Below are 14,077 nucleotides of genomic sequence, written 5' to 3'. Positions count from 1 at the left end.
TCCGATTATTTAAAGATTAATACCGCAATCGTAGTCAGCAAGGAGATAACAGAAACCCAGACTCCGATCGAATTATTCTGGTTGATGCTGCTCTGACCCGATTTCGCTTTATTCGGTTCCACATAGACAATATCGTTCTGTTGCAGGTAGTAACAAGGAGAATTAAAAATATCCGCCGAACGCAAGTCATGGAACAGGATTGTACGTTTTCCGTTATTTTCGCGAATCACCCCTACCCGGTCACGACGTCCGTAGATTGTCAGGTCGCCTGCCATACTCAAAGCCTCCAACAATGTGATACGGTCGCCGGAGATAGTAAAGCTACCCGGACGTCCGACTTCGCCCATCACGGAAATCTTGAAGTTCAGGAACTGTACCGTCACAATCGGATCCTTAATCAAATCGCCTTCGATCAGCTTGTTTTTGATCAGTTCGGTCAACTGCATACGAGTCAAGCCTTCTACATGGATTTCTCCCAAGATGGGAAAGTCGATGTTTCCGTTCGTATCCACCAGATACCCTAAAACACGTTGCTGTCCGCCAGTGTTAGAACCCAACTGATAACTTACCATCGGCATATTGAAAGGCAATGCCAGCTCCGGGTCGCGACTGTTCACCATAATAGCCAGCAAGTCGTCACCATGGATAATCACCTCATACTTTTGTTCGATCTCCTGTTGTTTCAACGGAACGACATCCTGCAAATAGATAATTTTTTTAGTCGATGTGCAGGCGGTAAAAAATACCGCCATACACACGACCAGATAGGCCACATACTTCTTAAACATAGTTACTTACAATATTAATTATGCTCAGGTTTCATGTTTCCCTGCTCTTTCTCGATGTTCTGCGATACCGCTCCATACTGTTCGACAACAATACTTTCCACGCCACGGTTAGTCTTAACACGAATCGTATATCTTATTACCGCCTGCTTATAAGTGACAGTCATCTTCATGTCGCCACTTACCGCCATACTCTTTGACATTGCGATTTCGGAAACACCTTCACTAGCCAAAACATTCCTTAAAGCAGCCATCAGCATTGCTTCAACATCACCCGTCACTCCTTTACTTTTAGATACGACTTTCCAACCTTCTTTCGCCTTAACGGAAAAGTCTTTCGACACAGCCGTTGTTTTTCCAAGGTTGTCCACTTCTTCAGACAAGAGGGTTTCACTATTCGGTTCGGCCGACAAATCTGTAACCACTCTCAACTCGTGTACAGAAAAGCCATCCAACTGCAGGACATAAGATTTATCCGAATCATCATAAATAACTTCTGCATTATCCGTTCCGTTCACATAATGTTTCACTTCCGTGAAATAAACATCATTATCGGCTTCCAGCGCCTTTACCCTTATTTCCAATGGCTTTTCAAACTTGACACCGTCCGGTTGGCAATCAAAGCTAGATAACGCCAATGCAGAAGATGTTGTTTGCGGAGTAGAAGTCGACACCGCCTTATCGGCCACCTCTTTCAACTTTTTATCAGCAGCCGGAACAAATGACGTGATTGCTATATCCGTTTCTTTTTCCACTGCGCCGGCAGGAACAAACGCTTCGGTATTTTGCGTAACAACCAGCAAAGCGTCTTTCTCAGGAGTTACTTTGACTGATTCAGCCTGCTTAGTCAGTATCTGCGAGTAAAATACGGTGGTACCTTTTTCTGCTTTGCTATCTACTGTCACTTCATTTTTAATCGTGATGTATCCGTCTTTGGCAAAGCTCAGTTCAAAAGAACCTTTCTTATCCACCTCGATTTGGTAAGCACCTGAAGCATCCGTTTTTGCCGACACCTTTCCGGCAGATACGGAAACATCCGCCAACGCATTCGTTCCGTCCGTTACCTTACCGGTTATAAAATAGGCTTCTTTTTCCAATGGGTTTTCTACTACTTCGGGAACCGGTTCCACTTCATCTTTTTTACATGAGTTGAAGGACAATCCCCCCACCATCAACGTTGCAGCCAACAGGCTCAACGACCAGAAATTAGTTGTTTTCATACTAAAAATGAATTAATTAATATTTATTATTTGTTGATAATATGTTTATGGAAAAGCTGTTATTTCAATTCTTATCAGGTTTGAACTATCCGATTATTTCTATACAGGAAATTATTTTGTAACAATTCTCAGAATCTCCTTCTTTATAAAATCCGGTGCATCATATCCCCGGCTACCATTTTCGTCGGGGCGGACTTCGTAGCTGTAACCTAACAACTCGTCGCCATACGAACCGCCATGACGTGCCCTGTATTCATGGGCAAAATATTCAGGTAACCGGAAACGGACGGCTCTGCGTTTCCCCCGCTTCGTTCCCGGAATCGGGAGAGCAAAATGGAAACCACCATTCATCTCACCATCAGTAAACAGGCCATATACCCCGACCGTCACCTCACCGAAATGACGACGGCAATCCAGCCGAGCTCCCATATCGCCATACACCAACCGCACGGCCGCCAGGTCTATCTGCAAACCATAATGCGGTTCGTTATACCGTCCCCAGACGGAACCCGACACCCTTCTCCAGGTCGACACCACCCATTCCCCGCCATAGCAGGTACTCGACCCGGTCAGTCCGACATTCGCCCCCACCAACCACCGTCCCCGGGCCGGTTGATAACGGAGGGCGGCATCCACTCCCATCCGGTTCCCTGTAAAGTTTCCGGTCGTAAGCCGTCCCAACACACCACCCGGCAGACGAAATTCCTGCCGCAGCGTAATCACTCCCGGACGTATATATTTACGGAAATCAGTCATATTCGTATAAACCGGCAACACGACCTGCCCTGTCAGCACCGCCCCTTTCCAAAGGTCCATCCGGATAGCCGGAGAAAAATTGACCGCTACCCCATATAATTTATCGAGCCAAGAATTCTGTAAGAACAGCTCCGGATACAACACCACATCTATCCGTCCCGCCATCTTATTCCGGCGTTCTTTCCCTTTCAAGCGCCGCATCGCCTCATCCGTATCATAACTCACCTCCAATGCCGCCGTCTGCCGGGGCAATGTCAACAGCAATCGCGGTATACGGTCGTCCAACACCACCAGCTCATACGCTGCTGCCTGTTCCGTCTCCGGCAGGCTGCGCAAGGCTTCAATCACAGCCGCCAATCCGCGATACGTCCCCCGGTATATATTATCTTCATAGGCTATCGTACAAACCGAATCGGTCTGTGCCACCCGTATCTCTTCCATACCGAGCGAAAGCAAAGTTTGTTCAGCCGCTTCTACGACCTGTCTTCCCGCCGGTTGTTGCCCCAGTAACCCTGTAACCATTCCCCAGGTCATCAGGCAAACCATTCCCAAACGATTCCCTCTCATTAACGGCCTCCTTTCTTTTTGAGCAATACCAGTTCATACCGTATCCCGCCCGACACCGCTTTCAGGTCGTAACAAAACAGATGTACCGTAAAATGATTGAAAAGACGCACGCTACCACCCATATTCACCGCATTGCCGTCGTACTCCGCCATCAACGAAAGCGGACGGCAGAAGGCGGGCGAATAACTCATCCCACCAAAGACTCCGTCACGAACAGCATGCTTACGGAACGGGATATTCCATCCGAATGTAAACGCCAGGTCATGACCGCCAGACTGAAAATGCTTTGTCGCTACCCCATACACCGACGAGAAATAACGATTGCCGGTCTCCCCGCTAAACGTATTCAGTTGCCCGGTCGTCAGTGCGTCACTACTCCCCACGACCACCGACGGCCAATATCGTCCCTCTTTCAACGGACGTATCCTGAGCGACACCGAACGGTCCTGATTCCATTTACCCGTTTTAAGTTTCATCAACGTACAGCGATAACCGACCTCCAGGCAAGGCAGAAAAGTCACATTCAGGAAATAATTCCCGGAATTATAATCCCAGAAATCAGGAAGCATCTGCTCCGGCAGATAATTCGCCCCCACCATAAACGTTCCGTCTACCTGCATATCTGCCGTCGGAATATTCAATAACCCCGTCACCCCCATCGAGTGTTGAGCGTATAAGGATGAGCCGCCCAGCAAAAAGCCCGCAGCCAAAACAAATAGAAAACATTTCATTTATTCGGATATTATAAGAAACTGTTCATTATCAAACCGCCCCCGGCCTGTCCAGCCACACCGAAACGTGGCGCAGTTGTTCCCGGCGTTCCGCCAGCTTTATAACCAGTTCGTACTGCAACTCTTCATGGTCTTCCTGTACTACCTGACGGACCAGCCGGGAGATCAGCCGGAGCAAACGAGCTTCGCTATACAGGAATAGCAGATAAGGCAGATATACATCAGACGATAACAGTTCCAGATCAGCCTGTAATTGCGTATCATATTCCCGATGCAGCTCAGCAACAACGCATTGAAGCGGGGCCGACAACCCATTCTCCGTTCCTGCCTCCTGCAGATGTTCGAAAATACGCTGATGATCCGCATCCTCAAACCAGAGATCATCCGTCTCCAGGGCCGAAGCCACCAGGTCGATAAACAAGTACTCCGCCCCTCTCAAACGAAAAGTAACCTCCGGATACAACAGGCAAACCGTCAGCAAGGCGCACTCCGACGAATGCGGCCTGTTCTGCAACCGCCCGATCATCCGCGCAAACTCTTCCCTGCCTAACCGACGGAATAAAGAATCCGGATCTCCCCGCCAGGAATCAACGCCGAATCGGCATCCATCCCCGCTTCCCGCAAGCGCAACACCGCTTTCTTCGAAGCTGCCTGCCCCGCCTCGTCACCGTCGAGCAACAAACAGGCACGGTTGGTATATTTCTTCAGCAAAGCAATATGGCTGTCGGTCAAAGCCGTCCCGCACAAAGCCACCGTATTGACAAACCCGGCAGCATGCATCGCAATCGCATCTTTATATCCTTCGGTAATAAACACATAATCTTCTTTCCGTATCACCGCCACCGCACGGTTGAGTCCGTACAAGGTAGCCCCTTTGTCATACCCGTCGGCAGCCGACGAGTTGATATATTTCGGAACCGAAGTATCTTCGTCACACAACCGGCGTGCTCCCATCCCGACCAGTTTTCCATACTCGTCGCGCACCGGAAAAATAATCCGGTTGCGCATCACCTTCCATTCGGCAGGCACCTGCACAGGCGACATGCCCACTTCAAAATCCAGATAAGCAGCCGAAAGCTCCGTACACCCGCAGGCATAAGGCAACAACAGTTTCATAAAAGCCGCAAAATCCTTTGCAGGCTGTTTCGCCTGTCGTTTGATAGCCAGCCGCCCTGTACCGGGCATCACGAAATCCGGCTTACCCTCAGCAAATCTGCCTGCCGCCAGTTTCCTGACCGCGTCACTCAACGTACAATGTTCCATCTTCCTGACAAACTCGAATACATCCCCATGTTCCCCGCAGGCAAAACAGGAATAAGTTTGTTTTTCGGGATTCACCATCAACGACGGATGGTGGTCCGGATGAAACGGACACAGCCCGACATAATTCTTCCCCTTAGGCTCCAAATGCTGATAACCGCCGATCACCTCCTCGATACGAACAGATGATTTTATTTGTTGAAAATCATTCTTCTTCATAACGCATCCGGTTGTCATAGTTAGTAATACGGGTAAATGACTTATTGTAACGGAAACGGGCAATCCCGGTCGATCCGTTTCGTGTTTTCAGTATATATAATTTCCCTACGCCCCGCAGGCTCTCCCCTGTCGTCTCGTCCTTGAAAATACCGTAACGTTCGGGACGGTGAACGAAAAAGACACAATCCGCCACCTGCTCGATCACACCCGAATCACGCAGATCATGCAATTCAGGGACATACGCCTTTTCGACACGTTGTACACTATTACGGTTCATCTGCGACAAGACCAGCACCGGACAATTGGCATCGACCGCCACCTGTTTCGCTCCTTCTATATTACGGCCCACCAACTGGTCCATCGTCTCCCCGGCACGCCCTTTGCGTTCCATCAGATGCAGATAATCGATCACTACCAGGTCACACAGCCCCTTCTTCTTCTGTAACATCACCTGGGCACGGATATTCTCTATGCTATTGCCCGGCGTATGGTCGAAAAAGAGCGGCAGGTCTTCAAACTTTCCCGCCAGCCGTTCCATACGTTCCAGTTCAGCCGTCGTCAGTCCCTCGATACGTAAATGATCAGCATCCACACTAGCATAACCGGCAAAAAGACGGTTCATCGTCTGCATAGCCGTCATCTCCAGGCTGAAGAAACAGACCGCTTTTCCCGAAAGCGCTACATTCATGGCAATATGCATGGCGACAGCCGTTTTTCCGTCGCTCGGACGTCCGCCTTCCACCAACAGTTCACCGTTGTAAAGTCCGCCCGTCACGTAATCGAACTCTTCGATTCCCGACAGGATACGCATTCTGTCATTCCCCGTACTCAACCGTTCACGATGCATCTGAAGCACCTCGTTGGCCGTACACCCGATACGTTCGAGCGGTTTGCCCACCGTGCATCTCCCACGCAGTTCGAGCAACGACCGCTCCGCCTCTTCTATCAACAGTGTGTAAGAAGACTCGAACCCGGCCGCCTTTGCGCCCAGCGTCACAAAAAGGATGTTCAACAGGCGGAGCATATACTGTCTTTTCACCTCTTCCACATAATAAGACAAACCCGAAATATGGCGTATGCGTCCTACCAACGAAGCCATTCGTTTAATACCGCCCCATTCCTTCCAACGTTTCTCGTCGGTCTTACGCATTTCGGTATCGACCGTGATCATATCCACCGTTTCCCCCTTGTCGTAAAGATTGCTGACTGCCTGATAGATAAATGCCAGGTCCGGACGGCTGAACATCTCCGGTTTCAAGACGGGAAAGGTGCCCACTATCGCTCCGGCATCGAGCAGCAAGGCGCTGATAACGGCTTCTTCCACCTGTTCCACACTGATGTTGTTTTCTCCTGCGAATATTTTATTTTCGATATTCTCTGTTGCCATGGTCGATTCAGTTAACGTTTTTATTTGGATATTGCTTGCTTCTTCCCCCTATCTTGGCCTCAGCCTCCGACAGGCGTGCAGCGGCATCTTCCGCCTGTTTCGCTTCGTTCGTCCGACTGGTTTTAGCAGTGTCACGCAACTTGTATTCCTTCTCCGAAGCAAAACAGAATTTATCGTATCCGTTTACGCGGATGACAGAGCCGCCCGGTACCCGGACTATCTCTACCAGTTCCCTTTTCTCCAGTTTTTCAAGCAAGCGGCTGATCGAGCCGAAAGGTATTCCCGACAATCGCGACAGCTCACGATACGTGCCTACATACTCCCCTCTGTAACTCATTACCTGGTTATTTCCCAATTTCACCACCCTGTCATCGAAGTTGCATGAAATAAACAAAACCAAATGCAACCTGGCTAACATTTTTTCTTCTTTCTCCAAACTCAATACCCTAGCATATAAGACTCTGGGTACTTTTACGAATGAATGCCCCATATATTCGAGAGCCACCCGTTCATGTTCTTTGTTTTCTTGTCTCATGTGTATTACTTTAACGTGTAACATCTGAAACGCAATTTGAAACACTTTTAAAACGCTACTCATCCGGTTAACAAATAGATTTAAGCTTTTTCGAAACGCTTTTGAGACGCATTACCCTATTTTCTATATATATTAAAGAACTTCTTAAAAGAACATATAAAAAATAAACATTGATTTTCAACTTGCATTACGAAGACAAAAGTAGACGGTTCGGAAACGGATGGCAACCCGCTTTTTTCCGCATTTTATTTCTTTAGAAGGCTTTCTGACAACAGGTTATAAAATTAAAATACGTATTTTTGTGTAAATACAGTTTGTTAAACTAGTATAATCTATACTATGAATGACTCAAATGTGAAGTGAGATATTCTTTCGTACAACTCATTTCAAAAATGGTGAGCAGGGCGGCGGCCAATCTCCCGTAAGAAATATCTCCGAGTAAACCGGCTTCTCTCATTTCGAGAAACAGTTCTATCACTTTCGTCTTTCCCTTTTCATCCAATGGAATTTTTTCAAAAGCCTCGACCAGATTCGTGTATCCGAGTTGATGCAGGATCAATTCTTTATTGTTTTCGAAAAACTGCGTCCGCAGACTATCCCAACGACTCGTGCTTTTCGTGTCATTGCATGCCAGGACAGGGATGAGCATTAATATCAGACCGATTTTATCATCGTTCTTTTCGATTACTTCCTCCAGGTACGTATACGCAAGGTTTCTACCTGTCAAAGCGCCGATTCTTTTTTTACGATCTTGATCAGATCGATATGTTTTTTATGTAATAAATCCATATGGCAATTGTATTATGCTGTCAGAAAGCCTCTTTTAATTGTCAATTCCCTAACTATATAATCGCATACGGATAACTATGTAATCCGCCACGCATAACTATCTGTTTTCTCACTTACGGTTCGCCCAGAAAACGGACGATAACCTGCACCTGTATGGGTGTCAGAATCTTTTTCCCTTTCTTCCATCCGCACCGTTCCAGTTCGTCTGTCAACGAAGGATTGACCTGTACCCATTTGCTTAATCTTTTGGTAGACGATTCGGGTGTCAGTCCCTCTCCATACAGCAATGCCAACTCCTGCCAACCATACGATCTGATCTTGAATTTTCCTTCTTCCATATTTCCTCCTCCGTTGTTTTACATGCCTTGAAGTTACAAAATAAAAACGACATAATCGCCATGATTCTCAATTATTTCAAGAGATTCAATCATATTCATCTGCGTCCCTTAATACAGACATTGAGCATTGCGAATAGATCAATTATTATCAGAAGTGAATGTTACTTTTCTCTTGATAGAAAAGTAACCAAAAGATCAAGACTGCATCTGCTTCGCTACTCAGCATCCTGCGTTCGCTGTCGTCTGTGAACTCGCTACGCTCAAACAGCACAGCCTCCGGGCGCTCTCTACAGATGCTTCGCTTTACGCTCACCAGATGAGGCCTTTCATAGAACGCTTTGCGTTCTCCTGGGATTGCCGATACTACCTGTTAAATCCGATAGTTTTTGTTCTATAAGTACCGGTACCGGCCATCCTAAGAGGAAGCACAGCTTCCTGGGAAAGGCCTAAGCGGGTGAACGTCCGCGAAGGGGGAAGACGAAGCGGTTAAAAAAATCCGTTGTCTGAGCGAAGCGAGTTTCGGATTTTTCAGCGGAGTCTTTCACCAGAGCAGTGAAGCCGGTTGAGCCTTGATCTTTTGACTACTTTTCCATCAAGGGAAAAGTAGGTTCAATTATTTCTAATACTGAACTGAAAATAAGAACAAATATTCATCGATCTTCCCGTTGAAGGATAGATAGGAATTTGCGTTTTTCGGCTGATGTACCTTTGTATTGTTATCGATAACCAACCTGTTAATCGTCAATAGCTTTCGGAGTATTTCCATTGGCATATTGGCACATTGTCAAATTAAAAAATTATTTCCCATGGCTTTAAAGTATCATTTAGTACAGCGTCTTGACAAAAGTAAAGATGCTGCTGCCGGTTCAAAGCTGTATTATGGCCAGATCCGTGCCCAACAGAAACTGGAGTTTAACAAACTCTGCGAAATCATTGCTTCTTATTCTACGGCTTCACGCGGTGATGTCATGTTAGTAATCGACGGTTTGTTATACGTTATGCGCCAACATCTGGAAAACGGCGAAGTGGTCCAGGTGGGCGATTTCGGTAACTTCCGTATGCTGGCTGGCAGCAAGGGGACAGCGGTTGCCGATGATTTCACCACGAGTCTGTTCAAAAAGGGTCGTATCGTTTTCACACCAGGTCCCATGCTGAAAGAAGTCACAGCGAAACCGAAATTTGAGAAAATTGTACCGATCACCCCTTCCGGCAACAGCGGCTCGGGGAGTGACCGTCCTGAAATCGAGTAATAACGCACCATGAAAAAGCAAGATTTCATCAAACAATATTTGCCTCTCGCCCAAAAGGCGGGAGTGCAATTCGGAATGAACCCGGTCATCATCCTGGCCCAGTCCGCCATCGAAACCGGCTGGGGCGAAAGTACACTTTGCAAGGAGCATAACAACTTTTTCGGCATCACAGCTTACGGTCATCCCAACCCTTTCTGGAAAGGCGACCGGAGCGATTTATCTGCCGTCATCGGCCGTCCGACCTTATGGTTCCGCCGGTACGCTTCACCGGAAGACAGTTTCCTCGACTTCGCCCGTCTGATCCACTCTGCCTATCCTGTGGCAGCGACTCTCACCTTCCACCCTGCGGCTTACGCCAAAGAGATTGCCTACAGCAAATACATCAGCGAAGTGAACGGTGACAACCGTGCCGCTTACCAGCGTATGCTAGTGTCGATCTGCCGGTCGATAGAGCGGTTATCGGTCAATTAATTTTCAATTTTCAATTTATAATTTTCAATTCCCATGAATGTCCTTGAAACAATTCTCAACTTCCTCACCAGCCTTGCCCGGATCATCTTTCCCCGCAAGCGAAAGCCGGCAGCCGGTGACTGCCCCTGTCCTCATCCTCTGCCTGCTCCTACTGAGCCTCCTCTCCCTCCTGATGCGGGAGACGGAAGTAACCCTGACCTGTATCGGAGCGATACTCTCGCTCTCGGACAGGGGGACTGGGGAACCCGGCAAGAAAGCCTCCCGCCCGGAGCCGACTGGCTCGGAATGTCCGGATACAGCCTGATGCTGATGGGCGGGGTTGGGTGTTTGTACAAATTATTCCTCTCATAGGCGGGATGACAGAGGTTTGTTTAAAAATGAAATTCGTTAACTCAAGGTTCCCTTCATTTCGAGGGGGACTTTGTTTTATCTATACTTTTATCCTGTCAGCCAGTATTCCCGGCATCAGACGGGTTTCTTTATAGGTTTCGTCCATATTGATATTGGCAATGTAGCGACCGGACATATTTTCTTCGTCGGCCAGATTACTTAAAGCCGGAATAGAGACTGGATTAACTAATCTCTTAAACTTACATTCTACGGCTATTTTATGCCCCGAATTGTCCACTCTATCATATTGTCCCCAAAAATCCTTGAGGAATTTTAGATAGATTGTAAAAAAACTCTCAACTTCCTCACTCGTCTTTATTCATCCCAACTGTTCATACCGGATCACACGCTGATCGAATTTGAAGCCACGTTGTTCTATATACTTCCTGAAACGGGGATGGTAGGAATAAAGAAAAGTTATCAGTTCTTCCGTATCGAAAAGATTAATGATGTTATGCGTATAACCGAGAATCATTTACTTCTGAATCGCCTTCTTGATCTCTTGCACAATATAAACCACATCCTCATCCGTCACACATGGGCCACTTGGCAGACAAAGTCCTTGTTTGAACAAAGATTCACTTACACCGTTCACATAACAAAGATTATTTTTATAAACGGGTTGCAAATGCATTGGTTTCCATAGCGGACGAGATTCGATACCGGCAGCATCCAAAGCCATACGCATCGCCTCTACATTCTTGTTTGGCTCACAATCCGTATGCAAAGAAGAAGCTTCGTGGGTCACTCCGGCAGCACCACCTACAGCTCCCCGAACAACCACCTCATAAGCATGTTCTTCACCTTTCACATGTAAGTCTGTATCAAGCAGGATTGTATTCAGCCAATAGTTGCTATCGAACCGGGAAGATGGATTTTCATGCAGTACGATTCCCTCTACTCCAGCAAGTAACTCCTTGTAAAGACGGCAAGTGTACTGATGGTGGGCGATATGTTCCTCCAGTACTGTCATCTGCCCACGTCCGATACCGGCACAGATATTCGACATACGGTAATTATAACCGATCTCTTCATGCTGATAATAAGGATATGACTCGCGAGCCTGGGTAGCATAGAACATGATTTTCCTTTTTGCCTCTTCATCCGGACAAATTAATGCACCGCCTCCGGAAGTCGTAATCATCTTATTCCCATTGAAAGAAAGTACCCCATACCGTCCGAACGTACCACAAACCTGTCCGTTATACCGGCTGCCTAATCCTTCGGCAGCATCCTCGATAACCGGAATATCATACTTATTGGCAATCGCCATAATCTCCTCAATCTTAGCAGGCATACCATACAGATAAACGGGAACAATCGCCTTCGGCTTCTTACCTGTCTTGGCGATCCGATCTTTAATAGCCTCTTCCAACAACTCCGGGTCCATATTCCAAGTATCCGCCTCCGAATCCACAAATACCGGAGTAGCCCCCAGATAAGTCACCGGATGCGAAGAAGCACAGAAAGTAAAGCTCTGTACAATCACTTCGTCCCTCGGTCCCACACCACAGGCCAACAATGCAAGATGGACGGCTGCCGTACCGGCAGAAAGGACTACAACTTCCTTATTATTACCTACAAAATGTTTCAGATCCTCTTCAAACCCATTCACATTCGGTCCCAAGGGTACAACCCAATTGGTATCAAAGGCTTCTTGGATAAAAGTCTGTTCTTTGCCGCTCATATGGGCAAGGCAAAGGTAAATTCGTTTGTTCATTATAATTTATAATTAAATCTACAAAGACAATAATTCTTTCAGAGTACGTATCTTTACATCCGGCAGGTACTCTTCCTGACAGGAAAAGTCCTGACGGTGGATATTTCTTCCATCATCCAACAGGCAGATCGTTTTCCACCCCAGCTTATTAGGTGTGATAAAATCTTTCCGAAGATTATCCCCGACATAGACAAACTTCGCATCGGCATATTTATTCTGAAAAAACATAAAATTCCTCTCCGACGGTTTTTCAGAGCCAAACTCTTCGGATATGACCAAGTTTTCGTTTCCGATAAATTGTTCAAGTCCCAATGCTCGGAACTTATTCCGTTGGGTAATTGAGCGACCATCCGTTATCATCCCCAGCGTAAAATCCTGCTTCAGAATTTCTAAAGCCTTCAAGGTATCAAGTTCCAACCGGATATCGGGACGATGAGACCTGTAGACGGACAACAAATCCGTTTTCGTCAACGACAAATCGTAAGTATCGATCAAACGAGAAAAAACATCCGCTTTCTCTTTATAGGCTTCCAACATAAAAACATAGATTCCTTTCAAGGAGAACTTCAATTCTATCCATCCGGCAATTTCCAGATAAGCAGAGTATAAGAAATCGATTTCCTTATACAACGTATCATCTAGATCAAAAATGAAAATCTTATTTTTCATATACGATTACCTCGTTGTCATACCGGAGCATCAAAGTATTGTCTGCCCAAGTATCCATATAGGTCAACGTTTCATCCAACATATACTCTCTTACGACATATTCCGGAAAGTTGGCTCCCGCATAATAGGACAGTGGATATCCCCCGCCGAACCGTGGATTGATCTCGATCCCGACCACATCGTCGTCCGACTTCCTATAGAACAATTGGATACAAATGCAACCAACCACACCCGGCAAATAGTCCAGTCGTTCCTTCAAGAACTGAACCAAATAGTTTTTGCGGGTAAACCCTTTGTTGATCTCACCGGCACGGATCTCTATTCTTTCGCGGGGCACAATGGCTTTCACCCTATTATCTCTGCCATAATACATATCGACCGTAAATTCCTTGTATTCTTGTTTGTCAATATATTCCATAAAGATCAATTTCGGATGATTCAATATTTCCGGTGACAATTCCTCTTTACACCTAACGACATACAGGTCTTTGCTTAAGGAACCGTCATATGGTTTGGCGAAAAGTGGAAAAGTCGGATGATATTTATCCACTGGAGCCGGAACGCGAATATCATGGCTATTCAAAAATGTCCCGGTATTCCGCTTATCCCGGCAGGCTTGTATGAAAGGCAATTCCGAGACCATCGGTTCTACCCCATTCTCCCAAAGCAGCTTCTTATTCTCAGCCAATACCAATAATTCTGTATCGATCGTCGGCACGATAATCCGAATTCCTTTTTCCTTACATATTGTCAGCAACATCTTTATATAACCGGGATCTGTCACCCTCGGTACAGCTATGCACCCGTCTGAAACAATCCCGGCAGGAGTCATCTCAGGATTCATATCTGTCGTGAACACCTTCGCTTCAGGATAAAAACGTCTCAATGTTTCTTGAAACAGCTTTGTCAATGTAACCCGCTTTCCAGCAGAGGTGATTAGGATATTAATATTACCTCGAAGATCATGACGTTCCAAAGCAGTTCTTGCTG

At 46.6% G+C, this 14,077-nt stretch carries 19 protein-coding genes; 3 read left to right on the top strand and 16 right to left on the bottom strand.

Annotation, left to right across the window (positions count from 1 at the left end; genetic code table 11):
• Positions 1-5: 5 nt before the first annotated feature.
• The 11 genes from C825_RS14510 to C825_RS14460 form a co-directional block, all read right to left on the bottom strand.
• On the bottom strand, positions 6-788 hold the full coding sequence (locus tag C825_RS14510) for a polysaccharide biosynthesis/export family protein (protein ID WP_007657036.1): 783 nt from the start codon (positions 786-788) through the stop codon (positions 6-8).
• Between the two features lie 14 nt (positions 789-802).
• Entirely contained in the window at positions 803-2,005 is a 1,203-nt protein-coding gene (locus tag C825_RS14505) for a carboxypeptidase-like regulatory domain-containing protein (protein ID WP_010802992.1), read from the bottom strand.
• A gap of 111 nt (positions 2,006-2,116) precedes the next feature.
• Positions 2,117-3,328, bottom strand: coding sequence for a YjbH domain-containing protein (locus C825_RS14500; protein WP_010802991.1), 1,212 nt, complete (start codon positions 3,326-3,328; stop codon positions 2,117-2,119).
• Entirely contained in the window at positions 3,328-4,059 is a 732-nt protein-coding gene (locus tag C825_RS14495) for a YjbH domain-containing protein (protein ID WP_010802990.1), read from the bottom strand. Before C825_RS14495 ends, C825_RS14500 begins: the two co-directional genes overlap by 1 nt.
• Before the next feature lie 31 nt (positions 4,060-4,090).
• Positions 4,091-4,585 (bottom strand): hypothetical protein, encoded by a 495-nt coding sequence (locus tag C825_RS14490; RefSeq protein WP_250690591.1) that lies wholly within the window; start codon positions 4,583-4,585, stop codon positions 4,091-4,093.
• A gap of 20 nt (positions 4,586-4,605) precedes the next feature.
• Positions 4,606-5,538: a CHC2 zinc finger domain-containing protein gene (locus C825_RS14485; RefSeq protein ID WP_250690590.1), complete on the bottom strand. Its 933-nt coding sequence runs from the start codon at positions 5,536-5,538 to the stop codon at positions 4,606-4,608.
• Positions 5,525-6,925, bottom strand: coding sequence for a replicative DNA helicase (locus C825_RS14480; protein WP_010802988.1), 1,401 nt, complete (start codon positions 6,923-6,925; stop codon positions 5,525-5,527). The genes C825_RS14485 and C825_RS14480 overlap by 14 nt, the downstream gene beginning before the upstream one ends.
• A 7-nt stretch (positions 6,926-6,932) precedes the next feature.
• A complete protein-coding gene (locus tag C825_RS14475) occupies positions 6,933-7,460 on the bottom strand; it encodes a MarR family transcriptional regulator (protein ID WP_010802987.1) in 528 nt (175 codons plus the stop codon).
• 337 nt (positions 7,461-7,797) lie between these two features.
• A complete protein-coding gene (locus tag C825_RS14470) occupies positions 7,798-8,187 on the bottom strand; it encodes a hypothetical protein (protein WP_010802986.1) in 390 nt (129 codons plus the stop codon).
• A gap of 175 nt (positions 8,188-8,362) precedes the next feature.
• The gene (locus tag C825_RS14465; protein ID WP_007657044.1) at positions 8,363-8,587 is read right to left on the bottom strand and encodes a DUF4248 domain-containing protein; all 225 of its coding nucleotides are present in this window, start codon (positions 8,585-8,587) and stop codon (positions 8,363-8,365) included.
• A gap of 148 nt (positions 8,588-8,735) precedes the next feature.
• Complete coding sequence (locus C825_RS14460; protein WP_154278262.1) at positions 8,736-8,900, bottom strand: hypothetical protein; 165 nt, start codon at positions 8,898-8,900, stop codon at positions 8,736-8,738.
• 493 nt (positions 8,901-9,393) lie between these two features.
• On the opposite strand from C825_RS14460, the gene C825_RS14455 reads away from it, so the two are divergent.
• Genes C825_RS14455 through C825_RS14445 form a run of 3 tightly spaced genes read left to right on the top strand, consistent with a single transcriptional unit; the run spans position 9,394 to position 10,659 of the window.
• Positions 9,394-9,837: an HU family DNA-binding protein gene (locus tag C825_RS14455; protein WP_010802985.1), complete on the top strand. Its 444-nt coding sequence runs from the start codon at positions 9,394-9,396 to the stop codon at positions 9,835-9,837.
• 9 nt (positions 9,838-9,846) lie between these two features.
• Positions 9,847-10,308 (top strand): glucosaminidase domain-containing protein, encoded by a 462-nt coding sequence (locus tag C825_RS14450; protein WP_010802984.1) that lies wholly within the window; start codon positions 9,847-9,849, stop codon positions 10,306-10,308.
• Between the two features lie 33 nt (positions 10,309-10,341).
• Positions 10,342-10,659, top strand: coding sequence for a hypothetical protein (locus C825_RS14445; protein WP_010802983.1), 318 nt, complete (start codon positions 10,342-10,344; stop codon positions 10,657-10,659).
• 79 nt (positions 10,660-10,738) lie between these two features.
• Here the strand turns inward: C825_RS14445 and C825_RS14440 are convergent, their stop codons facing one another.
• The 5 genes from C825_RS14440 to C825_RS14420 all read right to left on the bottom strand — a co-directional run bounded on the left by C825_RS14440 (position 10,739) and on the right by C825_RS14420 (position 14,063).
• Positions 10,739-10,936: a hypothetical protein gene (locus C825_RS14440; RefSeq protein WP_044234851.1), complete on the bottom strand. Its 198-nt coding sequence runs from the start codon at positions 10,934-10,936 to the stop codon at positions 10,739-10,741.
• Positions 10,937-11,017: 81 nt separating this feature from the next.
• Complete coding sequence (locus C825_RS14435) at positions 11,018-11,173, bottom strand: cupin domain-containing protein (protein WP_154278261.1); 156 nt, start codon at positions 11,171-11,173, stop codon at positions 11,018-11,020.
• Positions 11,174-12,418 carry a DegT/DnrJ/EryC1/StrS family aminotransferase gene (locus C825_RS14430; RefSeq protein ID WP_010802982.1) on the bottom strand — a complete coding sequence of 415 codons (1,245 nt, stop codon included), beginning with the start codon at positions 12,416-12,418 and terminating at the stop codon, positions 11,174-11,176.
• Between the two features lie 18 nt (positions 12,419-12,436).
• Positions 12,437-13,087: an HAD family hydrolase gene (locus C825_RS14425; RefSeq protein ID WP_010802981.1), complete on the bottom strand. Its 651-nt coding sequence runs from the start codon at positions 13,085-13,087 to the stop codon at positions 12,437-12,439.
• The gene (locus tag C825_RS14420; RefSeq protein WP_044214593.1) at positions 13,077-14,063 is read right to left on the bottom strand and encodes an ATP-grasp domain-containing protein; all 987 of its coding nucleotides are present in this window, start codon (positions 14,061-14,063) and stop codon (positions 13,077-13,079) included. Before C825_RS14420 ends, C825_RS14425 begins: the two co-directional genes overlap by 11 nt.
• Between the last annotated feature and the right edge of the window lie 14 nt (positions 14,064-14,077).

It is taken from the genome of Parabacteroides sp. ASF519, from assembly GCF_000364265.2.
GTDB lineage: Bacteria > Bacteroidota > Bacteroidia > Bacteroidales > Tannerellaceae > Parabacteroides > Parabacteroides goldsteinii.
Note: the sequence above shows the minus strand (reverse complement) of the source record. Positions and strands in the feature narration are given on the sequence as shown.

Bases quoted from the DNA above. Each gene is read 5' to 3' on its own strand.
- C825_RS14450 (WP_010802984.1), top strand. From the start codon at position 9,847: ATGAAAAAGCAAGATTTCATCAAACAATATTTGCCTCTCGCCCAAAAG.
- C825_RS14500 (WP_010802991.1), bottom strand. From the start codon at position 3,328: ATGAGAGGGAATCGTTTGGGAATGGTTTGCCTGATGACCTGGGGAATG.
- C825_RS14430 (WP_010802982.1), bottom strand. From the start codon at position 12,418: ATGAACAAACGAATTTACCTTTGCCTTGCCCATATGAGCGGCAAAGAA.
- C825_RS14485 (WP_250690590.1), bottom strand. From the start codon at position 5,538: ATGAAGAAGAATGATTTTCAACAAATAAAATCATCTGTTCGTATCGAG.
- C825_RS14490 (WP_250690591.1), bottom strand. From the start codon at position 4,585: ATGATCGGGCGGTTGCAGAACAGGCCGCATTCGTCGGAGTGCGCCTTG.
- C825_RS14495 (WP_010802990.1), bottom strand. From the start codon at position 4,059: ATGAAATGTTTTCTATTTGTTTTGGCTGCGGGCTTTTTGCTGGGCGGC.
- C825_RS14510 (WP_007657036.1), bottom strand. From the start codon at position 788: ATGTTTAAGAAGTATGTGGCCTATCTGGTCGTGTGTATGGCGGTATTT.
- C825_RS14435 (WP_154278261.1), bottom strand. From the start codon at position 11,173: ATGATTCTCGGTTATACGCATAACATCATTAATCTTTTCGATACGGAA.
- C825_RS14445 (WP_010802983.1), top strand. From the start codon at position 10,342: ATGAATGTCCTTGAAACAATTCTCAACTTCCTCACCAGCCTTGCCCGG.
- C825_RS14455 (WP_010802985.1), top strand. From the start codon at position 9,394: ATGGCTTTAAAGTATCATTTAGTACAGCGTCTTGACAAAAGTAAAGAT.
- C825_RS14425 (WP_010802981.1), bottom strand. From the start codon at position 13,087: ATGAAAAATAAGATTTTCATTTTTGATCTAGATGATACGTTGTATAAG.
- C825_RS14505 (WP_010802992.1), bottom strand. From the start codon at position 2,005: ATGAAAACAACTAATTTCTGGTCGTTGAGCCTGTTGGCTGCAACGTTG.
- C825_RS14465 (WP_007657044.1), bottom strand. From the start codon at position 8,587: ATGGAAGAAGGAAAATTCAAGATCAGATCGTATGGTTGGCAGGAGTTG.
- C825_RS14480 (WP_010802988.1), bottom strand. From the start codon at position 6,925: ATGGCAACAGAGAATATCGAAAATAAAATATTCGCAGGAGAAAACAAC.
- C825_RS14475 (WP_010802987.1), bottom strand. From the start codon at position 7,460: ATGAGACAAGAAAACAAAGAACATGAACGGGTGGCTCTCGAATATATG.